Below are 25,121 nucleotides of genomic sequence, written 5' to 3' on the forward strand. Positions count from 1 at the left end.
GAATCAGCTTGCTTGCGATTCGAGATGAGAAATGGGGTTCCGCTTTTCCCTCGTGCGTAGCTGACGCACTACCACCAGTCGAAACGCTGCGGGAAGAACGAGCATGGATAAGAGCGGCGCGGTGAGCATGCCTCCTACCATCGGCGCAGCAATGCGTTGCATAACTTCGGAGCCGGCACCGTGACCGAGCAGGACGGGCAGCAGACCTGCCATGATGACCGCAACGGTCATCGCCTTGGGGCGCACGCGCTGCACCGCGCCTTCGCGGATCGCGTCGTCCAGCTCGGCCAAGCCTGAGCGTGGATTCCGTTCCAGCTGACGATCCCATGCGTGGCGCAGGTACAACATCATAACCACGCCAAACTCCGCGGCCACGCCGGCCAGCGCGATGAAACCGATCATGGTCGCCACGGAAACCGCATGGCCGAGTAGCCAGATCAGCCAGAGCCCACCGACCAGCGCCAGCGGTACGCTCGCCATGATCAGTGACGCGTCGCTCATGCGTCGGAACACCGCGTAGATCAGCACAAATACGATGATCAGGACGACGGGCACGACCAGGGTCAGACGACGCATCGCTTGCGCCAGGTATTCAAACTGGCCTGACCACGCCACGGTGATTCCCGGCGGCAGCTTCACCTGCTGCGCAACCGCGTGTTGCAGGTCGGCCACCACCGCGCCGAGATCACGACCGGCGGTGTCGACATACACATAGGTTGCGAGCTGGCCGTTCTCGCTTTTCAGCATCGGCGGCCCGGCGACCACCCGGATATCGGCGACCTGCGACAGCGTCAGTTGCGCACCGCCGGCGGCCACGATCGGCAACTCGCGCAATGCCGCCAACGAATCGCGCTCGGCACGCGGATAGCGCAGCACGATCGGGTAGCGTTCGCGGCCTTCGAAGGTTTGCCCGATCGGGTCACCACCGACGACGGTGGCGATCAGCTGCTGCACCTGTTGCTGGGTCAGTCCGTAGCGGGCCGCATCGGTGCGTCGAATCTGCACGTCGACATAACGCCCGTTGGCCGCACGTTCGGCAATCGCCGTACTCACCCCCGGCACGCTACGCGCCACAGCCTCGATCTGGTCGGCAACGGTCTGCAAGGTATCCACATCTGCACCGAGTACCTTGATGCCAATCGGACTCTTGATGCCGGTGGCCAGCATGTCGATGCGATTGCGAATCGGCGGTACGAAAAGGTTGGTCAGGCCGGGCACGTGCACGGCCAGGTTCAGCTCGACCTTCAGCTTGTCCATGGTCATGCCCGGACGCCACTGGTCCTTCGGCTTGAAGGTGATCGTAGTCTCGAACATCTCCATCGGCGCGGGGTCGGTCGCTGTGTCGGCACGGCCGGCCTTGCCGAATACGTGGTCGACCTCAGGCACGGTCTTGATCATGCGGTCGGTGAGCTGCAACAGTTGCGAGGCCTTGCCCGCGGACAGGCCCGGCAAGGCGGTGGGCATGTACAGCAAGGTGCCTTCATCCATCGCCGGCATGAACTCGCTGCCAAGTTGGCTGAGCGGAACCAGCGCCGTGAGCAGCAACAGGCCGGCAAACACCAACGTTGCTTTCGGATAGTGCAGCACCGCCTCCAAGATCGGTCGATACAGCGCGATCAAGCCGCGATTTAGCGGGTTTTCGCGTTCAGCACGAATGCGTCCGCGCACCAGATAGCCCATCAACACCGGCACCAAGGTCACCGCCAGTCCTGCGGCGGCAGCCATCGCGTAGGTCTTGGTGAAGGCTAGCGGCTTGAATAATTTGCCCTCCTGTCCTTCCAGTGCGAACACCGGGATGAACGACAGCGCGATGATCAGCAGACTGACGAACAACGCCGGTCCCACCTCGGCCGCGGCCTCGCCAATCAGCGACCAGCGTGCCGCACCCTGAGGCTCCTCGCCCGCGTGTGCGTCGCGCCAATGCTCCAGATGCTTGTGCGTATTCTCGATCATCACGACCGCCGCATCGACCATCGCGCCGATCGCAATAGCGATGCCGCCGAGTGACATCAGATTGGCCGATACACCTTGAAGATGCAGTGCGATGAATGCAGCGAGCACGCCCAGTGGCAGGGTGACAACTGCCACTAACGCCGAGCGCAAGTGGCCGAGGAAAAGCACGCACACGATCGCTACGACCAGGAACTCTTCCAGCAGCTTGCCCCACAGGTTTTCCACAGCGGCATCGATCAACTGCGAGCGGTCGTAGGTCGGTACGATCTCGACACCGGCAGGCAGGCTGCGTTTAAGTTCACCGAGCTTCGCCTTGACTGCCGCGATCGCGGCTTTCGCGTTCTTGCCCGAACGCAGCACGATGATGCCGCCGGCCACTTCTCCTTGGCCATCCAGTTCGGCGATGCCGCGACGGAATGTGGGTCCGCGGCGCACCGTGGCGAGATCGCGCAACAGTGTCGGTACACCGTTCGCATTGGTCGTGATCGGCACGCACTCGAAGTCCTCGCGGGTGTGCAGGTAGCCCTCGCTGCGCACCATCAACTCGGCCTCACCCTGCTCGATCACCGAGCCGCCATTGGCGCCATTGGCCGCGCGTACCGCCTCCACCAATTGCGCCACCGTGGCGCCATGCGCGGCCAGCGCTTGTGGATTGGGCACGATCTGCCACGCGCGCTCCATGCCACCCATACTGGCGACCTCGGCGACGTCCGGCACCGTCTTGAGTTGATAGCGCAGGAACCAGTCCTGCAACGCGCGCAACTGGCCCAGATCATGCTGCCCGGTGCGGTCGATCAGCGCGTACTCGTAGATCCAGCCGAGGCCAGTGGCGTCAGGACCCAGTGATGGATTGACCCCGGCTGGCAACCGATCTCGCACCTGGCTCAGGTATTCCAACACCCGTGAGCGTGCCCAGTACAAATCGGTGCTGTCGTCGAACAGCACATAGACGTACGAATCACCGAAGAATGAATAGGCACGTACGGTTCTGGCGCCGGGCACCGACAGCATCGTCGTGGCCAGCGGATAGGTGATCTGATCCTCGATGACCTGCGGCGATTGCCCGACCCAACTGGTACGGATGATGACCTGGGTGTCCGACAGATCCGGCAGCGCATCGACCGGCGTACGCAGGATCGAGAACACGCCGACCGCCGCCAGCGTCAATGCAGCCAGTAGTACAAACACACGGTTCGCGATCGCGGCGCGGATCAGGCTGGCGATCATGGTTTACCACCGGTCGGGATCGTGTGCCCGTCGTGCGACGTGTCGGAGGGCATCGTGTGCCCCTGATGCGAGGTGCCGGACTCAGCGGGAATCGTGTGTCCCTCATGCGAGGTGTGCGATGTTGCTGGATCGGCTGCACTGCCCGGTGGCGCTGCACTTGGCGCTTGGGCATCGCGCATGCGCTCCAGTGCGCCGGACAAGCTCGCCTCCGAATCAATGAGGAACTGGCCAGAAATGACGATCTTCTCGCCGCCCAGCAGACCATGCAGGATTTCGGTGTAGCCATCGCCCGAACGACCGATGCGTACGGCGACGGGCCGGAAATGGTCAGCCGAATCCACCACGATCACGCGGGTCTGCTGGCCCGTCGCGATCAGCGCTTCGTCCGGCACGACCGGCACCGCTTCGCCGTGGACGGGACTCAGTTGCACGCTGACGAACATGCCCGGACTCAAGAGGCCGTCGGGATTGGTCAACACGATGCGCGCGCGCTGCGTTCGGGTCGCGCTGTCGATATCCGGCAGCAGCGTTTCGACGCTACCGTGAAATTCCCGACCAGCTAGCGAATCCACGGTGACCGTCGCCGGCGTACCGTCGCCAACGGTGCCGGCCGCTGCCTGCGGCAACGCCGCTTCGACCCAAACCGTCGCTAGACCATTCAACGTCATCAGCGTTTGCCCGGCACTGACGCGCTGGCCTTCGCGCACGTCCAGCGTGGTCACCACGCCGGCTTGCGGCGCATGCAAGGTGATCGCCGCGCCGCTTCCGCGAGGGGCGCTGCGAATGTCCGCCGGCGTCAGACCCAGCACCTGCAGCCGCTCCCGCGCGGCACTGCGCAACGCTTTCGCATCCGCTGACTGTGCTTGCTGCAGTGCGCCGTATTCAGCCAACGCACTGTTCCACTGCGGCGCCAGCAGCTCGGCCAGCGTTTCGCCTGTGGTCACCTTTGTATACGGCGCGCGCACCTGCAATTTGCTGATCACCGCATCGACGCGAGCGCTGACGATGGTGGCCTCGCGCAAATTCCATGTGATAGTTCCGGGGACCCGCAGCGCAGTTGACAAGATCCGGCGCTCGACCGGCGCGGTCCTGATGCCCAGATTCTGCACGGTGGCCGGATCGATACGCACGCCGCCGCTAGGCGAGTCCCCATCTGCATATTTTGGCACCATCGCCATACCCATCGGCGATTTGCCGGGCTTGGGGAAATGCTGCGCTGGCTCCATCGGGTCGTACCAATACAACACCTTGTCGACGGAAGCCGGCGATGTCGCCCGCGTGCTTGCGCTTGCGCTTGCGCTTGCGGGTGCGGGCGTGCCGTGCCGACGGCCGCCGAGATAAACAATGACAAGCAGCAAAATCGCGAACAACACCGCGATCGAAATCAACAATGGACGCTTCATGGCGTCACCTCCGAGGGCAGTAAGTAGGCCAGCGACGCCCACAAACGGCCGCGCGCAGCGAGCGCCTCGGCATAGCTCAGGCGCAGTTCGATTTCATCGCGGCGGGCATCAAGCCACGGTTGCAATACTCCACCACCGCGATAGCTGGCCAGTGCGGTCTGCACACGGTCTCGCGCGAGCGGTAGCAGGGTTTCCTCGTAGCGCTCGATCTGGCGATTCCAGCCTTGCCAGGTGGCCGCGGCGCGCGCTATGGCTTCCTGCTGGGCGCGCCGTGCATCTTCATGATCGGCTTGTGCGGCATCTCGCTGTGCTTGTTTTGCGCTGATGCCACGGTCTTGGCGGTTACGCGAAAACAGCGGCAAGCTGACGCTGAACTGCACCGAGACCATGTCCGACAACCCTGGTGCACGCTGGCCGTACATGGCACTCACGCTCCAATCGGGACGCTTGGCGGCACGCGCCTGGTCGAGCGCGGCTTGCGCGACGTGCTCACGCGCCGCCCACGCCTGCATCGGCGCGTGTGCGTCGATGGACTTCTGCAGGCTTTCCGGGTTGACCGGCAGTCGGCTGAAGTCGGGTGCCTCGGCGAGATCACCGCTAATCGGCCCGACCCAGCGCTGCAGACTGGCTTGCGCTGCCGCGCGATCCGCGTCGATGGCTTCCAGACGGTTATCGAGCAAGGCGGCCGCCGCGCGTGTGGCCAGGGCATCGGACGCGCCGCCTTCGCCGCCACGCAATCGCGCTTGCGTGGTCTGCACGGCCAGTGCGCTCTCGTTGTGCAATTCGACGAGTAGCGACTGCGCACGCTCCGTGGCCCATACAGCGATCCATGCATCCGCGATGCGTTCCTGCACCGTCTGCGTGGTAGCCACGCGGTTCGCTTGCGCCGCATTAATCTGAGCGTCGGCCAACCCCCGCTCGGCAGCGCGCGCCGCACGCGATGGGATAGTTTGCATCACACCGATCGTGCGCATCGTCATGCCATCCGAGCGGAAGCTGAAAGCGCCCGGTGCGGTCACCGGAAAGTTGGCGACACCGAACGTTAGTGCCGGATCCGGCAAACGTCCGGCACGCACGGCCTCGTCGCGCATCGCAGCAAGGTCGGAGTCGCGCGCATCAAGCTGCGGCGCATGCGCCAAGCCGCGGTGGACCGCCGCTGCGAACGTCAGCGGCGGTTCGACGGCATGCGCCGTCATGGCCGAAGCGGCACAAAGAATGGTAGCCAGACGCAACGCCGGCCGGCGTTGGGCAAAAGGAACTGGGAACATGGGTCAACACTCCGTCGATCTATAATCGCAGCGCGCCGCTGAGGCACGCTGCCACATCGGTCAAGTCACGACGCGACAGATCAAATCAGGAATGAGCAGAACAGTACTCTCGGCACAGGCGGCGGTGTTCGATGGTGATTGCGCCACGCCAAGGCTCGGTCCGATTGCCCGGCAACGATGGCAACCGACATCAGCATCGGTGGGATTGATGCCAGCGCACTGAGCGGCACCGATGGCGCACGCGCGTCGACTTGGGTGGCATGGTCCGGCACGCAGTGTTGCTGGCACAGGGGCGTGGATATTGCGCGTTGCATATCAGGACAGTCGGCATCCATGGCTGCCATCGGGTCCGCCGATGTCATCTCAGTCACCCGACCTGTACTCTGCGGCGTCATCGGGCAAACATGCGCCGCCAACGCGACTTGCTGCCAAACCATCAGCAGCGTCACCAGCCAGATGAGGCGGCGGCGGGTGGCGCAGCGGAAGCGGAAGCGGAAGCGACGAGGCATGATGCGTAATCTACCTTGAATCACGGAATCTGACTTGACGTAGGTCAACTGGGAGGCTCGGACTTCGCCCCCCTGAACCGCGAAACCAACACGCAACGCTATCAGGATATCCGCGCTCATGGTGCAAGAAATCCGTTTTCAAGATACGCCGCGTCGAACTCGAAAATCACGCTGGAGTCGGCCCGAATCAGGTCCTCATTTTTGTCCTTGTAGTGGAGACGGCTCAGTACGTCTTTAATCACGTTGAGCCGTGCAGCGTGTTTATCGTCAGCTCGCACGATGATCCAAGGCGCTATGAGGTTGTGCGTACGCGTGAGCATGTCGTTGCGCGCCACGCTGTATTGTTTCCAATACTTAATCGCCTGATCGTCGATCGGACTGAGTTTCCATTGCTTCAAGGGATTCGTTTTTCGCTTTTTCAGTCGATGTTTTTGTTCCGGCTTTCCGATGTCCAAGTAATATTTAAGCAGCTTGATGCCGGAGCGGACCAACATATGTTCGAAGCCCGAAACCGAGTCCATAAATTCCTCGTACTCGGCGTCGCTGCAAAAGCCCATGACGCGTTCAACGCCAGCGCGGTTGTACCAACTACGATTGAAGATTACGAGCTCCTGCTCTGACGGAAGATGCGGAACATAGCGCTGGAAATACCAAGATGCGCGATCCTTGTCAGAGGGTTTTCCTAACGCGATGACTCGCGTCTCTCGTGGGCTCAAGTGCTGAACGATGCGCTTGATGGTACCGTCTTTCCCAGCGGCGTCGCGGCCTTCCAAGATGATCAGGATTTTGTCATTGCACTGGATAAAGTGCCGCTGCAACTTCACCAGTTCAATTTGGAGCTGCAGCAAACTTTTCTTGTAGGCTTGCTTTGAGATCGAGGTCGTATCGATCGCCCTGCTAGGTGCTGTTTTGCTCATCCGGCGCTCCTCAAGATATTCAATATCATCGCGCGGCGAAAATCCGGTTTCGTGTGACGAATGGGATAACGTGCACGCAAAACTTACGCATGAGTGGCATACGCTCGATTTTGCTTTCCAAGTGATGTATGACCACTACCCGCAGCAACCGCCCTTGGTTTTTTGGCCTTGAGCGGTGAGACTTTCACCGGTGCCATAGCCAGCTTCCTCGACAGCCGACTTCAGCTGCGCGCGTGAGGTGAGTCGTTCATCGAACTGCACCGTTGCTGCGCTATCGGATAGCGATACATCGACATCCTTGACGCCATTGATCGCCTTGAGCGCCGTCGCAACTTTGCCGGTGCAGCCGCCACAGGTCATGCCGGTTACTGTCAAATGTTCGGTTTGCATTCGGATTCTCCATTCATCGTTGAGTTAAAGTGCAATGGGCCCAACCGCCGCCGGGTTGGACCTGAAATTCCATCATTGGGCCAAATCTATCCATCGTTTGATCTCGCAATCAACGAGGACGTTGAGCACCAAGCAGAAACACGTTGTACAGGGGCACCCAGATCAACGCGATGAACCAGCCGTACCCGTAGCTCTCTGCCAGTCCGAGACAGAAGCTAGTCCAACTCAGCCATTCGAATCCCGGCAGAAGCTTGATCCATGCCGAATACATGGCGTGGGCGGGAAACAACAAATCGAACGCGACGCACAAGCTAAAGACGATGGCGAGAAAAAGGCTCGTCGCGAACCCGGCCGCTTTGAGAGAAATGCCTGTGCTCATGTTGAATGATCTCCATGCGCCATCAGATGAGGTGGCTGGTTGGCGTACTTTTCGGGCGCGGCATCGAATTTTTCCAAGCACTCGCGCGAGCAGAAACGGGCTTGAGCGCCGTCATGCATGCTCGCGTAACCAGCCCCGGCGTCTACATGCATACCGCATACGGGATCCGTGCCACTGGCTAAAAAATCGGCGTTCGGGCTTGAGTGGTCGCGATGATGCCCGCCATGACCCACATGCGCGCCGCATCCGAACCGCATCATGAAATAGAAAAACGCGGCAAAGAACAGAAAGCCGACCAAGCCACTCATTTGAATCTCCTTATCACGTCACAGCACCGCGTTTCGCGTTCGTCGACGATGCGATAAAGAAGTTGCTGGCCGCATTTCGTCGTGATCTACATTACCCCTCTATGCGCTTCGCATCTGTTCGCTAACGCACCTAGGCAATAATCGACTGTGTGTTAGTGATATCGCGATCCAGAATCAACGCCGGTTTCTCACGCTCTTGAGCGCGCTTGTCTGAAATAGAAGTACACGATCACGCTCAGGATCGCCGCGAAAAAGCACCATACGGACACCAAGGTGGCGACGTGGATGGCGTAGGCGGCGAGAAATGCGATCAACGACAGTGCGCCAAACAATCGAATGGTTTTACTGCTTGAAACCAAGCTGCTCGCGCAGGTCGCAATCAGATACAGAACCATGACGGGGATGCGATGGAAATGCGGTGATTCGTAAACGATATGCGTGTCGAGCACTTGCGACGTCACAGGGAATTGAATCAGAAAGTACAGCAGGTATACGCCGACGATCAGGCCCACGATCTGACAAAATGCTAGAACCTTCCTTCGCCAGGCAACAGTTTCCAGTAAGCCAATCGCGAACGGTATGAAGACCGGCCAAAGCACGTGCGAGAACAGCGAGAAAATCATAGTGAGTGCGGCATTGCTCAAGAACAGCGTATCGCTCTGGAACGACATCCATATCATGCCTTCGCTGATTTGCTGGATGCCGAATAAGAGCGGGATCATGGCAAAGGGAACTTCCGCTCGGCGTGTCGCCATTCTCAGCGTCGCAATGCCGGCAACGGACAATGCTGCTCCGGAAATAAAGCTGGCGGATGCAGAAAAGCACATGTCTTAACTCCGTTCATGACCACTGATTTTGCACATCCGACCGAACAGCAATTTGCAACTTGGTCGGCAAGCGTGCAGTCTACTCGCCTATGGTTTTTCCCTTCGCCCGCACGAAATCCGTTCGCATCCTGCTGTGCTGTTTGCTGGCGTTTGTGCTCGTTCTGAACGGCGCACTTGCACCGATCATGGCCCAAACCATGCTTGATAGCGGTGCTGACGTATCGCAGCCGACGTCGCACACGCACTGTCACGAAAAAAATGCCTCGGCTGCAAGCAAGTCGGTCGACGCAGATTCCGAGTGCCCCTGCTGCGACGGCTCAAGCTGTGATTGTAGTTGCATCTCGGTTGCCTCAATCCCGGTCCTGTTCCTCAACTTGCCTCCGCTCCCACCTGTCGCCTTTGCGACGCAATGGACGGTTCCACCCGCGCCGGTATCTCCGGCAGGTCGCTTGCTCCGACCTCCGATTGCCTGATCTCCGCACGGCCGCCCTCAACGGCGGTTGACGCTGGCTCGCGTGCCGTTTCTGGTCGCCGAGTCCATGGTGATTGTCCATTTCCGAACTTCGGCACCGTGCTAAGCACAGCCGCGTCGCAAATGGTTCACGGAGGTTTTTCAAATGAATGTTATTCCCTTGCGGCCCGCATTGATGCTTGCCCTCGCGGGCGTGCTCGCAGGTTGCGCCACGTATCCCGCCCAACGTGGCCTGGATGAAACCCACAAGCTGATTGCCGATCGCGGCGGTGCGATTCCCCCATCTGTGGGTCCGCGCGATTGCGCCGACCAGGCAACCGAACTGGCACCGCTCGTATCGGATCCGCTCACACCCGACAGTGCCGTGCGGATCGCTCTGATGTGCAATGCGGAACTGGCGGCAGAATATGCGCGTCTGGGCATCGCGCGAGCGGATACGTTTCAGGCGGCACGCTTGGCCAATCCCACTCTGACCGCCGCCGCACTAGATTCGAGTGCGCGTGGCGGCGCGCCGCAACTCGAACTCGGCTTGGTGCAAAATTTCACCAACCTGCTACTGCGTGGCCCACGCACTCGCCAAGCCGAGGGCGAGTTTCTACGTACGCAACAACAACTCGCCAACAGCGTACTGGGCTTGGCTGCCAACACAAAAGCGGATTACTACGCGCTAGTCGGCGCCCAGCAAATCGCGACGGTGCGTCACGCTATTGCCGATGCCCTGCAAACCTCCGCGGACGTCGCGCAACGGTTCCACGACGCCGGCAATCTGTCGGCACGCGGACTGGCAGAGTACCAGGCAGCCGCAGGTCAGGGATTGGTTGATGCTCGCATCGCGGATAGAGACGTTGCGGCCGCGCGCGTGGCGTTGATGTTGCAACTGGGACTACCAGCGAAGACCGCTTGGTCGGTGCCGGATCGTCTGTCGCTCCCGGTGACCGAGGAGGACGGTGCCGAGGCACTACAAACCCGCGCTGATCAAAATCGACTGGACCTTGCCGCCGCACGTCAGCTCGTGGTGTTGCTGACGGATAGTGAAAAGGTCACGCGCGAGTTTCGCTGGCTTGGCGATTTCTCAGTGGGCGTTTCCTATGAGCGCGACCCGGATCGCTCACGACTGCTGGGTCCGTCGCTATCCATCCAACTGCCGATTTTCGACCAGGGCCAAGGACCGGCGGCGCGCGCCTCCGCGCTCAAGGACTGGGGCGCCACGGAGCAACGCCGGTTGACGCAAGCGGTATCCGGCGGCGTCGAGTTGGCCGGTCGACGCGTTGACAATGCCCGGCAACGAGCCGAGGACTACCGAACGAAGATCATCCCGCAGCGGCAAACGGTCGTGGCGCGCACACAGGAGGAGCAGAACTTCATGCTCGTGGGCGTGTTCGAGTTGTTCGCCGCCAAACGCGCCGAGTTCGACGCCTATCAGGGCTATCTCGAAGCACTGCGAGATTACTGGGTCGCACGCGCCGACCTTGAGCATGCTGTCGGCGCGAGCCTTCCCAGCGAGGCGCATCCCGCCTCCGCAACCATCACGCCGCAACAACTGCTGACACCGGCGCCAGCGATGGGCGGCATGAATCACATGCACCACGCAGGAGCAGCGATGCCCGGCATGGATATGAGCGCCGATCCGCACGCCGGACATGATGCGTCGGCGCCGCCGGCCAAGAATGCTCCGACCGATCACAGCATGCATGACATGCCGGGAATGGACATGCATATGCCCTCTGGCGATACACCTCCCCAATCACCACCAAAGTCCCCAAACACCAGCACAGCGGACCACGACCATCACGGAGCTACGCCATGAGTATTTCCCGACGCAACGTAATTTTCAGTGCCGGCATTGCCGCGTTGGCGAAAGTCTTCATGCGTCCTGCCAGTGCCGAAACCGCGCCGCCGTCCACGGCTGTCGCAGGTAATCACCCATTTGTCGCCGTGACAACGCTCAATGGTCGATCTCTGCCCTACGTGATGAAAGATGGCGTCAAGGAGTTTCATTTGACTGCCGAAGAAGTCGAGCACGAATTCGCGCCTGGCTGCAAAGCCAAGTGTTGGGGCTACAACGGTTCGACGCCGGGACCAACGATTGAAGCGGTCGAGGGTGATCGCATTCGAATTCTCGTCACCAACAAACTGCCCGAACACACCAGCGTGCACTGGCACGGCATTCTGCTGCCGAGTGGTATGGATGGCGTTGGCGGATTGTCGCAGCCCGATATTCTTCCCGGCGAAACCTACGCCTACGAGTTCACCCTGCGCCAGCACGGCACGCACATGTACCACCCGCACGCCGATGAGATGACGCAAATGGCGGTGGGCATGATGGGCATGTTCATCATCCATCCGAAAGACGGCGAACCGGAACCCATCGACCGGGATTTCGTGATCCTTTTGCACAACTGGGCGTTGCACCCGGGCACCTATCGTCCGGATCCCTCGATCATGACCGAGTTCGATCTGTGGACGTTCAACAGCAAGGTGTTTCCGGCGATCGATCCGATGGTGGTGAAGACCGGCCAGCGTGTGCGCATACGCCTGGGCAACCTGTCTATGTGGAACCACCCGATCCATCTGCACGGTCACCAATTCCAGGTCACCGGCTCGGATGGCGGACGCTGGCCGAAATCGTTATGGCGGCCCGAAGTCACCGAGATCGTCGGCGTCGGTCAGACACGCGACATTGAGTTCATCGCAACCCCGGGCGACTGGGCGTTTCATTGCCACATGTCCCACCACACCATGAACGCGATGGGCCACGGCATTCCCAACACGCTGGGCGTGGATCAGTCCAAGGTTGAGGAACGCATTCAATCGGTGTTGCCGGGATACATGGCGATGGGTCAAGACGGCATGGCCATTCACCAGGTACATACCGATTCGGGCCACATGAAAGGCCCGGAAAATACGCTTGCCATGATGGCCGGCAAAGGACCGTTCGGAAAGCTCGAAATGGGCGGCATGTTTACCGTGCTCAAGGTTCGCGATCAGGTGAGCGCCGACTATCGGGACACCGGTTGGTATGCCAATCCCCAAGGCACGGTAGCGCGGCGAATCGGTGCTGCCGGGAAACGCGAGCCCGAAATGAAAATGGATATGAAGATGGATCCATCCATGCCCATGAACCACGGAGGTTAGACCATGACATTTCTCAAAGCGTTGCTATTGGTTCTTCTTCTCGGCGTGCTCGGTGCCACAGCCTTTGTCTATTTTGGATTGTTCGATATCGCCGCCGATCACCCCCACTCGGCACTCGTCTTCGACCTGATGGAAACCACGCGGGTGCGCGCGATCGCAGCACACGCGACGGCGGTCACTGTGCCACCTCTGGATGATCCAAGCTTGCTGCCGATGGGAGCGGAACATTACGCAGCGATGTGCACGGAATGTCATCTGGCCCCGGGCATGGAGGACTCGGAAATCCGCGCCGGTCTGTATCCGCAGCCGCCGAAACTCAGTGACTACCCGCACCCCGATGCGGCCCAGTTATTCTGGGTGATCAAGCACGGACTCAAGATGTCGGGCATGCCGGCATGGGGGCCGACGCACGACGACACGATGATTTGGGCCATGGTCGTTTTTGTGCAGAAGCTGCCGACCCTGACACCCTCGCAATATCAAGCGCTCGTTGGGCCATCGAACGTGGGCGCGCCAGCGCATCATGGCAGTGAGAATCACGCTGACACGGAAACAACACCCACGGCCACGCACACAGATCACCCCTGATCGGTCTCAGCGAGTATCGACTGCGCGTCGCCATGGCTTTGGGCAACGTGCAGTCGATCAGCTTATTTATTATGGTGTTTTCGTGAAGCCGAGATGGAGCGTGATTTTGTCGCCCTCTTTGACTTCCGCCAAGCTGGTCGGTGGGAAGTGAACGGTGAGTTTCATGTCGCCCGCGCTGACATTGACGATACCGGTCTTGTGGTCAATCGCCGTAACTGTCACCGCCATCTCGTGCATGCCGGGCATCGTCCCGTGATCATGACCTTGGTGGGCGAAGGCGGCATCAGAAGCCATCGCAGACAGTCCAAGCAAACCGGATAAGAGAATTGAACGAAATTTCATGATGGTGATCCTCAAGCAATGACCAACCGCAGCGATTGGCCGATAAACCCATACAACGCATGGGCACTAAAGCGCCCTGATAGCATACCTGCCAACATGTAAACCCCATGTATGCCCAGCAGCTCCTCTGCGTCGCGCTTGATTCTGGACTGGAGTCCAGGGTGTGCGGTGCGTCAATCCGAATTCAGGAATCTCTCATGCAGACCTACACCATTGGCCATGTCGCAGCGCGTACGGGTGTGTGCGTCGATGCAGTGCGTTATTACGAGCGAGTCGGATTGTTGCCATCGCCAACTCGTCGTGCATCCGGATGTCGGGAATACACCGACCCCGCCGTAAGCCGATTGCGGTTTATCCGAAAATCGAAGGACTTGGGATTTTCGCTCGACGACATTGCCACTTTGCTTTCGTTGCGCGCCGATGCCAGTGCCGATAAAAACGTGGTCGGTACGCTGGCGAACAGCAACCTCGACAGGGTGACGCGCAAACTCGCCGAGCTCGAACGTCTCCGAGATGCGCTGTCCGATCTGATGTCGGCCTGTCCGGGCCACGGTCGGCGCGATGCGTACCAGATCCTGCAATCCAGTGAGCATGTGGAGAGAACATGAATATGCCATCTACTGCGCCAGCGAATGGCACGAATCACTGTTGCAACCCATCATCCACGTCGAAGTCTGTCGACGGCGCCGGCGTACACGATGCGGTATGCGGCATGAGCGTCGATCCTGCGACCGCCAAGTATCATGCCGATCATGAAGGCGTGCCCTATTATTTTTGCTCTAGCGGCTGTCGCGAGAAGTTCACCGCTGATCCCGAACGGTATCTGCATCCGCTGCAAGCGTCAGCAGCCGGAACGCTTGCCTCGGGGGCGATTTACACGTGTCCGATGCATCCTGAAATTCAGCAGGTCGGGCCGGGCAATTGTCCCAAGTGCGGCATGACCCTGGAGCCAATGATGCCAACCGGCGAGCACGACGATAGCGAGCTCGATGCCGTGCGGCGCAAATTCTTCGTCTCGGCGGCACTTGCCATTCCGTTGCTGCTGATCGCGATGGGTCCGCATCTATTTGGTGTGCATTTCGGCGAGACCACGGCACACGTGCTGCGTTGGATTGAACTCGCGCTCTCAGCTCCCCTTGTGCTGTGGGCTGGAGCAAATTATTACCGGCGTGGCTGGAACGGTCTTCTCATCGGCTCGCCCAACATGTACACGCTGATCGGCCTGGGGGTACTGGTCGCCTTCGGTTTCAGTTTGGTGGCAACGTTCCTGCCAGCAGCGTTTCCGCCCGCCATGCGGGATATGCACGGCATGGTCGGCGTCTACTTTGAATCAGCCGGCGTCATCGTCGCGCTGGTGCTGTTGGGTGAGTGGTTGGAGCTGCGCGCGCGTGGAAAGACCTCCGAGGCGATACGCCGGTTGCTCGATCTCGCGCCGAAGACCGCGCGTCGCATTGCCGCCGATGGCAGCGAAGAAGACATCGCGCTCGATCAAGTCCGGGTGGGCGATATTTTGCGCGTACGTCCCGGAGAAAAAGTGCCGGTTGATGGCGTAGTGATCGATGGCACCAGCAGCATCGACGAATCGCTTCTGACCGGCGAACCCATCCCTGTAGAAAAACGCATCGATGACCGCACTACGGGTGGCACGCTGAACGGTACGGGCAGCCTGAAAATTCGGGCGGATCGTATCGGCAGCGATTCCGTGTTGTCGCAAATTGTCGAGTTGGTCAGCAAAGCGCAACGCTCAAAAGCGCCCCTGCAAAAGTTGGCTGATCGCGTTTCGGTATTTTTCGTGCCGGCTGTGGTGGCGGTTGCGTTGTTGACCTTTGCCGCGTGGCTGATCTGGGGTCCCGAGCCGCGTCTGGCATACGCCATCGTGAACGCCGTCGCGGTGCTGATCATTGCGTGTCCGTGCGCACTGGGTCTGGCCACGCCGATCTCCATCACCGTTGCCAGTGGGCGCGGTGCCGAGGTGGGCGTTTTGTTTCGTGACGCGGCAGCCATCGAAGGACTGGCACATGTGGATGTGCTGGTGCTCGATAAAACCGGCACGCTGACCGAAGGCAAACCGGTGTTGACCGATGTCTTAACAGTAACGGACGTTGCCGAATCCGAACTCTTGACCATCGCCGTGGCGCTGGAGGCGGCGAGCGAACATCCTTTGGCGCGCGCCATTATCGACGGTGCGAAAAGCCGCGGGATAGCGGCTCCCGAGGTCAGCAATTTTGCCGCGGTCACTGGGCAAGGTGTTCGTGGCACGATCGGCACTGCGCTCGTCGCCTTGGGCAATGCCGCACTGATGGAATCGATCGGCGCCGATCCGGCACCGATGGCAAGCCGTGCGGACGCGCTGCGCAGCCAAGCTAAAACGGTCATGTTCCTGGCGCGGGACGGCCATCTTGTCGGCTGCGTCGCAGTGCAGGATCCGATCAAACAGGACACACGCCAGACCCTGGCCGCGTTGCAGGCCGAAAAACTTCGACTGGTCATGCTCACCGGTGACAGCGAGGTGACGGCGCACGCGGTGGCTACACAACTGGGGATCGACGAATACCACGCGAGTCAGACACCCGCGAATAAAGCGGACTGGATAGCGGCAGCCAAAGCAGCGGGCGCACACGTGGCGATGGCCGGCGATGGGGTCAACGACGCACCCGCACTCGCTGCCGCCGATGTCGGCATCGCCATGGGCAACGGTTCGGATATCGCCAAGGAAAGCGCGCAGATCACGCTGGTCAAAGGCGAGCTTGCGGGCATCCTGCGCGCTCGTCGCTTAGCATTGGCCGCGGTGCGCAACATTCACCAGAATCTGACCTTCGCCTTCGCCTACAACGTCTTGGGTATTCCGCTGGCAGCCGGGGTGCTTTACCCGTTTTTCGGCTGGCTGCTCAGCCCGATGATTGCGGCCCTGGCGATGAGCTTTTCATCCGTCTCGGTCATCACTAATGCGCTGCGGCTGAAGCGCGCGAAAATTTGATTTGTTCTCTACCGCCCCTTACGCATATAGCTAGGGGGGCTATGCTAAAATAGACTATGACCCATACCATCCGCGAAAAGAAAAAACTCCTCGCACGTGTCCGTCGCATTCGCGGCCAGGTCGAGGCGATCGAACGTGCACTTGACAGTGAAGCGGGCTGCGATCAGGTGATGCATCTGATTGCCGGCGCACGCGGGGCGATGGCCGGTCTTATGGCCGAAGTGGTTGAGGAACACGTGCGCACGCACTTGGTCGATGCGAAAAAGCATCCCGACGCGCTGGATACCGATGCCACCGAGCAGCTCCTCGAAGTAGTCAGGACATACCTGAAATGAGCCTTCCAATGAACGAGACAAATAACGTCGCGGCATCGCTCCAGCACGCTCATGTTTTCCTCGGTGTGGGGCACGAGAAGAGTGAGCGCAAGACCTGGATCGTGATTTGGCTGTGTGGCGCGATGATGATTGCAGAAATCGCCGGCGGCTTGCTGTTCGGCTCGATTGCCCTTGTGGCAGATGGGCTGCACATGAGTACGCATGCCGGCGCTTTGCTGCTTGCCGCGCTCGCCTACACCTATGCGCGCAAACACGCGAACGATCTTCGGTTTACGTTTGGCACCGGCAAGCTCGGCGCGGGTCGGAACGATCGTTGTGGAGGTCTTCGAGGAAGGCGTGCCACCGCGCTTTCGGGTGCGCTCCGAGGGCAACGTCCGACTCGCCGCAGAGTCGATCATGATCGAAACGGTAAGGCCCGACGGCGCATGCCAGCGATTCACCCTGATCGACAAAGTCGGCTATCTGGAATCGCTCGAGGAAATTCCGGAGCCGCATGAATTCACGGCGGACGTTCGCCTCGGCGACGACGACGCGTATCCAGTCCGATTCGAAGAGCATGCACATTCGCACGGCGCAGCACACCGCGACAACAACATGCGCGCCGCGGTGGTTCACGTGATCGCAGATGCGGCCGTCTCGGTGCTCGTGATCGTTGGGCTGTTGCTGGCGCGCACGTTCGGATGGCTATGGATGGATGCGCTCGCAGGTATCGTGGGCGCCTGCGTGATTGCCAGCTGGTCGTATGGGCTTATCCGCGACACCGGGGCTATCCTGCTGGATATGACGCCCGATGTCGGCATGGCGGACAAGCTCCGACAAACCATCGAAAGCGACGGCGATACGCTGACAGATCTCCATCTATGGCGCTTGGGTCCCGGCCATTTGGGCGCAATTGTCGCGGTGAAAACAACACAGGGACATCACCCAGATTATTTCCGTACGAAGCTTGCTGCGTACCCGTCGCTTTCACACGTCACCATCGAAGTGCAGAGTGCCTAAGCGTGGGGGAATTTTTCAGTACCGATGAACGTACCAGCCTCTGACACGCGCATGCCGACCCGAGTATTGGAGTCCCTGCTGAGCTGCCCCTGCTGCGGGCATCATTTGTCTATTGCACTTTCCCGCGCGAATTGCCCGCAGCCGCTCGCGTGCAAGCGGACTCTTCTAAACATGGCTGCGACGATGGGCAATTTTCCACGCGATGCACTTCCCGCACATTACGTACTCATCCGTGCATGAGTACGTGCTTTACGCGGTGCGCGGCACCTTTTTACTCGAAACCGTTTGCAAACAACTCATCGCTTTCCACCGCACCCAGATCACAGGCGGCAATGCGGTCGGCGTTGCCATCCAACGGGCGCACGCCGCCGCGCACATCGTTGGTGAGCGTGGTACCGAAGGCATCCTTGCAATCGACTGCTGCGTCGATCAGCGGGCTGCCCCACAGCGGCAAAGCGAATGTGGCGTCGCCGCTGGTCACAACCTGCAGTTTCGGATCGCCGTGCAGGGTGAAGTTTTGACAGGAGTTGTCCGCGTCAAGATTGGCACCTTGCGCGACGAGCGTCGCCACCTTACAGGTTGTCGCGCCGGACGTGCTGATCAGCACCGTGCTGCGGCTGAGCACGGTTGCGGTTGCATACACATCAGCACCTACCGCCGCGCCATCAGCGCCGCGCGGATTACCCGAGCCGCCAAATACCCCAATAACACTGTTGCCGTTCGAGGTGACAAACGACAATACGGAAAACGCCGAAAACGCCAGCGCACCTCCCCGCGCCGAGCCGCCGGCGCCGCCAGCGCCGCCACCGAATGCTGACCCTCCGGAACTCCCCTGCGCCGAATTGTTGAAAAACTGACTGTCGGTGATTTCTGTCAGTCCGCTGGCCTCGATCGCCCCGCCCAACCCGCTACCGCCGCTACCCTGTGGGCCGCCCGACCCGAGCGGTGGGCCACCCGCGTGGCCGCCGTAAGCGAAGTTGCTGATCAGCGTGGAGTCTTTTATCGAAAGTGTGCCCGCACTGTAGATCGCACCGCCATGTGCAGACCCGCCATCGCCTTGTTTGGCGCCAGGCACGGGCGTTGAGCCGCCGATCCCGCCAAACGCCTGATTGCCATTGAGCCGGCACGCGATCATCTGCAACGTAGACCCCGCATTGACCAGCACGCTGCCACCATAGCCGTCGCCGCCACCAGACGCGCCCGATGTCGGAATGTAGCTGCCATTGAGGCCGGAGACCGAGCCATTATTCAAGGCGACGCCACTGACGGTGACGGACGCGTTCGCGGCAATCTCCAGGATGCGACTTTGCTGGTTGCCATCAATCGCAAGCAGTCCTGCGCCGGGCCCGACGATGGCCAGGTTCTTGTAGACCAGCAACTCCTGACCTGCCAGGGTGATCGTGGCCGGATAGGTCAGCGTACTGGCAAAGTCGATGGTGTCATTTGGCGCGGCGCTGGCAATAGCGTCGCGCAAGGTGCATGTCGCGCCGCACGCGCCAGTGCCGGCGTCACCCAGGTCAGTGACGGTGAGCGTGCCGGCGACGGCATGGCTACCGAGCAGCACCAGCAACGCAGCGGTGTGACTCGCCTTGGAAATTTTCATGACAAGAGTTCCCCCTGGATAAAACAAACGGATCGCACTGGCGCCAAGTCCGCGGCAGCATCAGCAGGATTGTGATCATCTCAGATCAGATGCGCCGTCCCTAGCACTTACGCTCTCTGGAATTCATCGTGTCGATGACGTTATTCTCTATCGACGATCCATGCACCGCACCGAACAGCCCCATCGACCGTTATGACGAACCTCGATCGCTACCTGGATGCCGCTACACGAGAAAACACGCGCCGCAGTTATGCCGGAGCGGCGCGCCACTTCGAGGTGGACTGGGGCGGACATCTGCCGGCAACGGCCGACAGCATCGCTCACTACTTGGCGGATTACGCAGAGAAACTGGCCCTCAACACACTGCGCCACCGCCTGGCCGCGCTGGCGCAGTGGCATCACGATCACGGGTTTGCCGATCCGACGCGGGCGCCGCTCGTGCGCAAGGTATTCAAAGGCATCGCCGCACTACATCCGCGTGTCGACAAACGCGCGACACCGCTTCAAATCACGCAACTGACGCAAGTGAGCGACCGGCTCGATGCGACAATTGCATCGTCATTCGCGCTCGGTGCAAACGCCGAGCATCTGCAGGCTCTTCGCGACCGCGCCATGGTTCTGCTGGGATTCTGGCGCGGATTCCGCACCGATGAATTGATGCGCCTGCAGGTTGAACATATTCAGATTGTCGCCGGCGAAGGCATGCTGTGTTTTCTTCCGCACACCAAGGGCGATCGCCAGAACCAGGGCACGACGTTCAAGGTGCCCGCGCTGTCGCGGTTGTGTCCCGTGACTGCTTAGAACCTGTTCAAAGTCTTTTGAGCAGTAGCGTGAGGAAGGCAAGGTGAATGAACTGGAGGCTGGTATTGAGCTTGCGCTCGCAGTTCTTCCAGAGTCGTCGGCATTTCTCCAACCAGGCGAAGGAGCGCTCGACCACCCACCGCTTCGGGATAACGGCGAAGGTATGCAATTCATTGCGTTGGGCGATCTGCACGGTGGCACCGATGGCGCCTTGGACCGCTTCGGCAAAGGGCTGGCCGACGTAGCCGCCATCCGCTAGGACACTTTGTACCCGATGTAGGTTTGCCTGACATCGATCTATCGCCTGCAAGGCGCCCTTGCGATCGGTGACTTCCGCTGTAGTCACCGCAATAGCGTGAGGCAGTCCCTGCGTATCCACGGCAATATGCCGCTTGATCCCCGAGACCTTCTTGCCGGCATCGTAGCCCTTATGCGTCGCCGTGTCGGTGTTCTTTACGCTTTGTGCATCAACGATCAAGAAGCTCGTCATGGCGTTGCGCCCCTGCTTGATACGCACCGCGCCCACCTGATTTTTTTAACGCCCGCTCCAGCAGGCTGATGCCGTTCTCGTCAGGCTCGCTCCAGATCGAAAAGTACGAATGCACCGTTCGCCATTTCGGAAACTCCGTGGGCAGCATGCGCCACTGGCAGCCGCTTTTGAGGAGGTAGCGGACCGCGCAAAATACCTCGTACAGATCCACCCGACGCGGGCTGGTCTTCTTGCGTGCGCTTTCCAGCAAAGGATGAATTTGCTCAAACTGGGCGCGACTGATGTCACTCGGATAGGTTGATCTCATTCCGCCAGTATCAGCACGCCGGTCTCATAGATTGAGACTTTGAACAGGCTCTTATGGCGAGTGGATTGCGGCAGCGGAGCTCTCCGCTGGCCCCGTATTCCGCGCCGTGAACCAGTGGGACAGGTCAACGATGTCTGCCTGCATCCGAACAGTTTCATTCGTCTGTTGCGGCGGGTTTTCGAGCAGGCTGACTTGCCATCGCCGAACGGCTACAGCGGCCATTCGCTGCGGCGCGGTTTTGCCGGCTGGGCCAGTGACAACGGCTGGGACGTCAAGGCGCTGATGGAATACGTGGGGTGGAAAGATGTGCACTCCGCTATGCGCTATATCGATAGCGGCGATCCGTTCGCAAAACATCGAATCGAGGATAGTCTACGGGGCGCTGCACGAGCGAGCCATGCTCTCAGCAAGACCAAGCCGAATAGCCAAATTATGGCGTCCATAGAGGCTGAGATTTCTTCCACGGTGCGTCCGTGAAAACAGCGTGGAAGATCGTTTTGGAGTCGATGTTGGTCTGTCCGCACTGCGGTTTTGCCAAGCGGGAAATCACGCCGACGAACGCGTGCATATTCTTCTACAAATGCACCCACTGAGCATTGTTGTTGCAGCCCAATCCGGGCGATTGCTGCGTATTCTGGTCCTTCGGCTCAGTAAAATGCCCACCGATTCAGGAACAGCGAGGTTGCTGTGGCTAGCCTATGTTGTCGACCGCTGAATCGCATCGTTTGGTCATCCTTGCTCAAGAAGAAGTTGAGTATATCTACGCACGTCCACGTTTCAACAGCAGCGAACCAGAACTTTATCTCGGGTTGAGCGCGCAGGAGCACGCAATCGCTAGCTCGCGGCGTCGGGTTAGACTGAATATCGCTGCTTCGTCTTTGCCGCACCGTTGCTCACCTAACGAATGCTTCGAAGCACTGACTTGACCGGTTGAACACTGGGTAGCAATCGAGCCATGTACCTCTCCACAGGAAACAGGAAAAGCCCTCGAAAGTTGACCAACCCCTCCTGAATAGGCGCCACATGACGAAGGTTCTCGGGGACGGCATGCAGGGCGACATCCGGTGGGAGCCCGTGGAGCGATTGCTGCATGCGTGCGGTGGTCCAAGCCATCACGATGTTGCTAAGCAGGGTAACGGAAGAAGACACACTCCGAAGACGGACCGCCGAGCTCAGTTGGTGCCGTGGCACTTTGCCTGTTTCCAGCGCATGCTCCAGCACATGCACACGCTCCCCGTGATTGAGCGTGCGCAGAATTTCACGGCGAAACTCGGGCATTGTGAACCATCGGCATAGATAGAGCGTCAACAGCAAACGGCCGATCTGGACCCCAGCATCGTAGAGTTGTTCGCCGGCGGCGGCCGATCCGAAGCGAGACAGGATATCCACCGCACTGGCTTTGCCCAAATGAGTCGAAGCCGCTATCCGCACACACTCATCCCATACCGGTTCCACCTTTTCCAGATGAACCTTGTTTTTCGACATCACACAGGCCAGGCTGGCCGGTATGTCCATCCCTGAAGTCGCATACAGCTTGTGCGCGCGGGCATCACGCAATCGAGGACAAAGATCCCGCTGCAACAGTTTTCCAATAAACATGCCAAATTCGGTTTGGCCATGCGTATCGACGGCGAGCTGCCTGATCGTCACCGAGGCCTGACGAAGCACGCCCTCCAAAGCTACGCCGGCCTGTCGCTCTCCGAGCACAATAGGTTGATCGTAGAAGATGCCCCAACGGTCATGGATATGCGTGTAGATGCCGATGGATTTTTTCTTCGTCCGGGGATCGCGCCGTTGGAGATAGCTGCCTTTAGCGATCTCCCGACTCATCATGTCCGCCGACGCCAAGTCCGCGCGCCCCCAGCACTCGGAAATCGGATGGCTATGCATATATTCAAAGACGGCGTCGTTGGCCTCGCGCAGGCGCTTCTCTTGCGCGATCCAGCGCATGCTTTGGTTCACCGCGTCCGCGGAGAGTCCAGGCATCATACGCGCCGTATCTGCCGCCGAAAGCGAGGTGCCGTGCGCCAGGAGACCCGCGTAGACAAGCCGTAGTTCATCAATCGAGCGGGGCTCGCGCCCCAGGAGTATCCAACTGAACCGTGTATCGCTATCCACCTCCATCATCACGCTGGGCAGTTCAGCCGACCCCACGCTATCCAGCAGCGCGTCACGAAGCCGTCTGACCGGCTCGGGTACGGCTTCCGCGGCGAGTTTCGCGATGTGAACACCGTCCTTATCCACTCCGATCTCGCCTGCCTGAACTGCTTCATCCAACCGCTTGAGCTCCCGCGTGACCTCCTCGACCAAAGGACCCGTGAACTCCTTTGCGTCACGCGGTAACTTCAGACGTGCGTAATGATGCGTCCTAGTCTTCGCCCACTCATCCGCAGCAATCATCATGCTCTCGCGACTGCGAAAACCAAAACTGTGCGCGATATACACGCTACCGTTTTTCAGGGCCCGGCGCATCGCGAGGAGAGTCGCCACCTCGAAGGCCTGTAACGCGCGGCTCCGGTCTGCATCCCCCAGCATGTCATCCCACATTTTGCCAAGGTGTACAGGGATATCGCTAGGCAACGTTAGCTTGCGTTGCAGGTAGATCTCGCGCAAGGCCTCCAGTGCCTGAATCACGGGATGAGGCGTCACACTTTCGAACGAAAGCGTGCACAACATCCTCAACAAGGACCGCGAGTTGCGACTATTCTGCACGAGCAATTGTTCTCGCGTCAGTTGCGCTCGAGTGATTTTCTTGCTGCCACCCACTTTCTCCACAGCAGCCAACATGGCTTTGCGCAAGCCCTGTTCATCGAGTGAAAGATCGAGCGCCAGTTCGCGAATTTCCTTAGCAAAGGCGGTTAACGTTCGAACACGAGTTTCTGGTGACTTGATCACTGCCCGCATGCCGCTACTCCAGAGATCGGCAATGTGTTGCCGCGTCATCGCGAGCAGGGTATCCGTCGCGGTGCATAGCGTCGTCTGAAGAAAACAGGCCACTTCGATGGTCCGGCGTGACTCAGTTATTCGCTTGCTTATGGAGGGCGGTCGATCGGCCATGGTGTTCGCATAATGGCGCTTGATGTGATCCGACACCGAAGGCATCGTATGGATAGCGACACCGTGCTGGATTAGATAATGAATGCGCTCAAACTGTTCGCGAATCTGCGGCAACGATTGCCTGCGCGGTGCCTGCCAGAGCCACTCTTGGCAAGAGGAGCCTGAGCGATGAGGCGCTTCGCAAGCACTCATCCACACTTGCAGCATCGACTCGGGCACCTCTTTCTGAATGGTCGTACCGAGATCAGCCTCGGCCAGCTTGAGGCCGGCATCGATCACACTCCTGAGGGTTCGTTCATTTTCAATCAGAATGCGGTGGTCATAGAGCCAGCTCTTGACTTGCGTCATCAAGCGGTGGCGGTCGAATTCCGATAAAACCTCAAGGCGGAGATAACGTACCAGTGCACGACGTCGGTGTTCGGACATGCGAACAAAGCCCAACATCTCCAGCGCCGCGTTCTGATGACTGAAGAAGGTCTGCTTGCGCTTGTACAAAGAGCGCAATGACGCGATATCCGGGGCGGAGATGCCAAGCATGTCCCCGAGGTGTGTCCAAAGCTCCGGCGGTACGACTTTGACGGCTGTGAGCAAACTACCCGTCATGCGGATAAAGCCAACTTGCAGTGCCAAACCCAGTTGATGGAGAGCCTGCCGTCGGGCAAGAATGGCGCGTTGCTCTTTCGTCGAATAGGTAAAAAAGGCGTTGAGCTCGAACTGGTTCAGCTCCTTGGGCATGGATCGCAACCCAAGATAGGGAGTCTGCCAGTACTGCATGCGCGCCCACCTAGAACTTAGTCAACGGGGACACCGAGGGTAACAGCAAATTACTGATTT

General features: G+C 59.8%; 22 protein-coding genes and 3 pseudogenes. 12 read left to right on the forward strand and 13 right to left on the reverse strand.

Annotated features, from left to right (window positions below; genetic code table 11):
* Positions 1-3: 3 nt before the first annotated feature.
* From ELE36_RS10325 to ELE36_RS10365, 9 genes are all read right to left on the reverse strand, one after another.
* Positions 4-3,180: an efflux RND transporter permease subunit gene (locus tag ELE36_RS10325; RefSeq protein WP_129833038.1), complete on the reverse strand. Its 3,177-nt coding sequence runs from the start codon at positions 3,178-3,180 to the stop codon at positions 4-6.
* On the reverse strand, positions 3,177-4,583 hold the full coding sequence (locus ELE36_RS10330; protein ID WP_129833040.1) for an efflux RND transporter periplasmic adaptor subunit: 1,407 nt from the start codon (positions 4,581-4,583) through the stop codon (positions 3,177-3,179). Before ELE36_RS10330 ends, ELE36_RS10325 begins: the two co-directional genes overlap by 4 nt.
* Positions 4,580-5,851 (reverse strand): TolC family protein, encoded by a 1,272-nt coding sequence (locus ELE36_RS10335; RefSeq protein ID WP_129833042.1) that lies wholly within the window; start codon positions 5,849-5,851, stop codon positions 4,580-4,582. Before ELE36_RS10335 ends, ELE36_RS10330 begins: the two co-directional genes overlap by 4 nt.
* Before the next feature lie 80 nt (positions 5,852-5,931).
* Entirely contained in the window at positions 5,932-6,480 is a 549-nt protein-coding gene (locus ELE36_RS10340) for a hypothetical protein (protein ID WP_242512233.1), read from the reverse strand.
* On the reverse strand, positions 6,477-7,277 hold the full coding sequence (ppk2, locus tag ELE36_RS10345) for a polyphosphate kinase 2 (protein WP_129833044.1): 801 nt from the start codon (positions 7,275-7,277) through the stop codon (positions 6,477-6,479). Before ppk2 ends, ELE36_RS10340 begins: the two co-directional genes overlap by 4 nt.
* A 135-nt stretch (positions 7,278-7,412) precedes the next feature.
* The gene (locus ELE36_RS10350) at positions 7,413-7,667 is read right to left on the reverse strand and encodes a heavy-metal-associated domain-containing protein (RefSeq protein WP_129833046.1); all 255 of its coding nucleotides are present in this window, start codon (positions 7,665-7,667) and stop codon (positions 7,413-7,415) included.
* A gap of 109 nt (positions 7,668-7,776) precedes the next feature.
* On the reverse strand, positions 7,777-8,046 hold the full coding sequence (locus tag ELE36_RS10355) for a DUF5676 family membrane protein (protein WP_129833048.1): 270 nt from the start codon (positions 8,044-8,046) through the stop codon (positions 7,777-7,779).
* Positions 8,043-8,354 carry a YHS domain-containing protein gene (locus ELE36_RS10360; RefSeq protein ID WP_129833050.1) on the reverse strand — a complete coding sequence of 104 codons (312 nt, stop codon included), beginning with the start codon at positions 8,352-8,354 and terminating at the stop codon, positions 8,043-8,045. Before ELE36_RS10360 ends, ELE36_RS10355 begins: the two co-directional genes overlap by 4 nt.
* A 188-nt stretch (positions 8,355-8,542) precedes the next feature.
* Positions 8,543-9,181 (reverse strand): DUF6629 family protein, encoded by a 639-nt coding sequence (locus ELE36_RS10365; protein WP_129833052.1) that lies wholly within the window; start codon positions 9,179-9,181, stop codon positions 8,543-8,545.
* Positions 9,182-9,270: 89 nt separating this feature from the next.
* Between ELE36_RS10365 and ELE36_RS21155 the strand changes: the two genes are divergently transcribed.
* From ELE36_RS21155 to ELE36_RS10380, 4 genes are all read left to right on the forward strand, one after another.
* The gene (locus tag ELE36_RS21155) at positions 9,271-9,654 is read left to right on the forward strand and encodes a CopL family metal-binding regulatory protein (RefSeq protein WP_165371562.1); all 384 of its coding nucleotides are present in this window, start codon (positions 9,271-9,273) and stop codon (positions 9,652-9,654) included.
* A gap of 144 nt (positions 9,655-9,798) precedes the next feature.
* Complete coding sequence (locus ELE36_RS10370) at positions 9,799-11,460, forward strand: TolC family protein (protein ID WP_129833054.1); 1,662 nt, start codon at positions 9,799-9,801, stop codon at positions 11,458-11,460.
* 44 nt (positions 11,461-11,504) lie between these two features.
* A complete protein-coding gene (locus ELE36_RS10375; RefSeq protein ID WP_207215748.1) occupies positions 11,505-12,788 on the forward strand; it encodes a multicopper oxidase family protein in 1,284 nt (427 codons plus the stop codon).
* 3 nt (positions 12,789-12,791) lie between these two features.
* Complete coding sequence (locus ELE36_RS10380) at positions 12,792-13,376, forward strand: c-type cytochrome (protein WP_129833056.1); 585 nt, start codon at positions 12,792-12,794, stop codon at positions 13,374-13,376.
* Between the two features lie 69 nt (positions 13,377-13,445).
* On the opposite strand, the gene ELE36_RS10385 is transcribed toward ELE36_RS10380, so the two are convergent.
* Positions 13,446-13,718 (reverse strand): hypothetical protein, encoded by a 273-nt coding sequence (locus tag ELE36_RS10385; RefSeq protein ID WP_242512234.1) that lies wholly within the window; start codon positions 13,716-13,718, stop codon positions 13,446-13,448.
* Between the two features lie 197 nt (positions 13,719-13,915).
* On the opposite strand from ELE36_RS10385, the gene ELE36_RS10390 reads away from it, so the two are divergent.
* From ELE36_RS10390 to ELE36_RS10410, 5 genes and pseudogenes are all read left to right on the forward strand, one after another.
* The gene (locus ELE36_RS10390; RefSeq protein WP_129833058.1) at positions 13,916-14,326 is read left to right on the forward strand and encodes a heavy metal-responsive transcriptional regulator; all 411 of its coding nucleotides are present in this window, start codon (positions 13,916-13,918) and stop codon (positions 14,324-14,326) included.
* Between the two features lie 104 nt (positions 14,327-14,430).
* Entirely contained in the window at positions 14,431-16,695 is a 2,265-nt protein-coding gene (locus tag ELE36_RS10395; protein ID WP_425480913.1) for a heavy metal translocating P-type ATPase, read from the forward strand.
* A 56-nt stretch (positions 16,696-16,751) separates the two neighbouring features.
* On the forward strand, positions 16,752-17,030 hold the full coding sequence (locus tag ELE36_RS10400; protein WP_129833062.1) for a metal/formaldehyde-sensitive transcriptional repressor: 279 nt from the start codon (positions 16,752-16,754) through the stop codon (positions 17,028-17,030).
* A 125-nt stretch (positions 17,031-17,155) separates the two neighbouring features.
* Positions 17,156-17,263, forward strand: a pseudogene (locus tag ELE36_RS21160) (cation efflux transmembrane domain-containing protein); the annotation flags it as partial.
* A 7-nt stretch (positions 17,264-17,270) separates the two neighbouring features.
* Positions 17,271-18,029 carry a cation diffusion facilitator family transporter gene (locus ELE36_RS10410; protein WP_425480875.1) on the forward strand — a complete coding sequence of 253 codons (759 nt, stop codon included), beginning with the start codon at positions 17,271-17,273 and terminating at the stop codon, positions 18,027-18,029.
* Between the two features lie 271 nt (positions 18,030-18,300).
* On the opposite strand, the gene ELE36_RS10415 is transcribed toward ELE36_RS10410, so the two are convergent.
* On the reverse strand, positions 18,301-19,632 hold the full coding sequence (locus tag ELE36_RS10415; RefSeq protein WP_129833066.1) for a hypothetical protein: 1,332 nt from the start codon (positions 19,630-19,632) through the stop codon (positions 18,301-18,303).
* A 192-nt stretch (positions 19,633-19,824) separates the two neighbouring features.
* Between ELE36_RS10415 and ELE36_RS10420 the strand changes: the two are divergent.
* A pseudogene (locus ELE36_RS10420) lies at positions 19,825-20,430 on the forward strand (Tn3 family resolvase); the annotation flags it as partial.
* Positions 20,431-20,440: 10 nt separating this feature from the next.
* Here the strand turns inward: ELE36_RS10420 and ELE36_RS10425 are convergent.
* Positions 20,441-21,230 (reverse strand): IS5 family transposase gene (locus ELE36_RS10425; protein WP_129832135.1). Its coding sequence is split into 2 segments (ribosomal slippage): positions 20,441-20,969 and positions 20,968-21,230, totalling 792 coding nucleotides; the frame shifts between segments, so codons are not numbered across the junction.
* Between the two features lie 61 nt (positions 21,231-21,291).
* Here ELE36_RS10425 and ELE36_RS10430 point away from each other — a divergent pair.
* Together ELE36_RS10430 and ELE36_RS21165 are read left to right on the forward strand one after the other, a co-directional pair.
* Positions 21,292-21,605, forward strand: a pseudogene (locus tag ELE36_RS10430) (tyrosine-type recombinase/integrase); the annotation flags it as partial.
* A gap of 227 nt (positions 21,606-21,832) precedes the next feature.
* Positions 21,833-21,925 carry a GDCCVxC domain-containing (seleno)protein gene (locus tag ELE36_RS21165; RefSeq protein WP_425480914.1) on the forward strand — a complete coding sequence of 31 codons (93 nt, stop codon included), beginning with the start codon at positions 21,833-21,835 and terminating at the stop codon, positions 21,923-21,925.
* A gap of 202 nt (positions 21,926-22,127) precedes the next feature.
* On the opposite strand, the gene ELE36_RS10440 is transcribed toward ELE36_RS21165, so the two are convergent.
* A complete protein-coding gene (locus ELE36_RS10440) occupies positions 22,128-25,061 on the reverse strand; it encodes a Tn3 family transposase (RefSeq protein ID WP_129833070.1) in 2,934 nt (977 codons plus the stop codon).
* Positions 25,062-25,121: the final 60 nt, after the last annotated feature.

Origin of the sequence: Pseudolysobacter antarcticus, assembly GCF_004168365.1 — a bacterium.
GTDB lineage: Bacteria > Pseudomonadota > Gammaproteobacteria > Xanthomonadales > Rhodanobacteraceae > Pseudolysobacter > Pseudolysobacter antarcticus.

Bases quoted from the DNA above. Each gene is read 5' to 3' on its own strand.
- ELE36_RS10415 (WP_129833066.1), bottom strand. From the start codon at position 19,632: ATGAAAATTTCCAAGGCGAGTCACACCGCTGCGTTGCTGGTGCTGCTC.
- ELE36_RS10395 (WP_425480913.1), top strand. From the start codon at position 14,431: ATGAGCGTCGATCCTGCGACCGCCAAGTATCATGCCGATCATGAAGGC.
- ELE36_RS10390 (WP_129833058.1), top strand. From the start codon at position 13,916: ATGCAGACCTACACCATTGGCCATGTCGCAGCGCGTACGGGTGTGTGC.
- ELE36_RS21155 (WP_165371562.1), top strand. From the start codon at position 9,271: ATGGTTTTTCCCTTCGCCCGCACGAAATCCGTTCGCATCCTGCTGTGC.
- ELE36_RS10370 (WP_129833054.1), top strand. From the start codon at position 9,799: ATGAATGTTATTCCCTTGCGGCCCGCATTGATGCTTGCCCTCGCGGGC.
- ELE36_RS10400 (WP_129833062.1), top strand. From the start codon at position 16,752: ATGACCCATACCATCCGCGAAAAGAAAAAACTCCTCGCACGTGTCCGT.
- ELE36_RS10350 (WP_129833046.1), bottom strand. From the start codon at position 7,667: ATGCAAACCGAACATTTGACAGTAACCGGCATGACCTGTGGCGGCTGC.
- ELE36_RS10440 (WP_129833070.1), bottom strand. From the start codon at position 25,061: ATGCAGTACTGGCAGACTCCCTATCTTGGGTTGCGATCCATGCCCAAG.
- ELE36_RS10385 (WP_242512234.1), bottom strand. From the start codon at position 13,718: ATGAAATTTCGTTCAATTCTCTTATCCGGTTTGCTTGGACTGTCTGCG.
- ELE36_RS10380 (WP_129833056.1), top strand. From the start codon at position 12,792: ATGACATTTCTCAAAGCGTTGCTATTGGTTCTTCTTCTCGGCGTGCTC.
- ppk2 (WP_129833044.1), bottom strand. From the start codon at position 7,277: ATGAGCAAAACAGCACCTAGCAGGGCGATCGATACGACCTCGATCTCA.
- ELE36_RS10340 (WP_242512233.1), bottom strand. From the start codon at position 6,480: ATGAGCGCGGATATCCTGATAGCGTTGCGTGTTGGTTTCGCGGTTCAG.
- ELE36_RS10335 (WP_129833042.1), bottom strand. From the start codon at position 5,851: ATGTTCCCAGTTCCTTTTGCCCAACGCCGGCCGGCGTTGCGTCTGGCT.
- ELE36_RS10410 (WP_425480875.1), top strand. From the start codon at position 17,271: ATGCGCGCAAACACGCGAACGATCTTCGGTTTACGTTTGGCACCGGCA.
- ELE36_RS10360 (WP_129833050.1), bottom strand. From the start codon at position 8,354: ATGAGTGGCTTGGTCGGCTTTCTGTTCTTTGCCGCGTTTTTCTATTTC.
- ELE36_RS10330 (WP_129833040.1), bottom strand. From the start codon at position 4,583: ATGAAGCGTCCATTGTTGATTTCGATCGCGGTGTTGTTCGCGATTTTG.
- ELE36_RS10325 (WP_129833038.1), bottom strand. From the start codon at position 3,180: ATGATCGCCAGCCTGATCCGCGCCGCGATCGCGAACCGTGTGTTTGTA.
- ELE36_RS10365 (WP_129833052.1), bottom strand. From the start codon at position 9,181: ATGTGCTTTTCTGCATCCGCCAGCTTTATTTCCGGAGCAGCATTGTCC.
- ELE36_RS10355 (WP_129833048.1), bottom strand. From the start codon at position 8,046: ATGAGCACAGGCATTTCTCTCAAAGCGGCCGGGTTCGCGACGAGCCTT.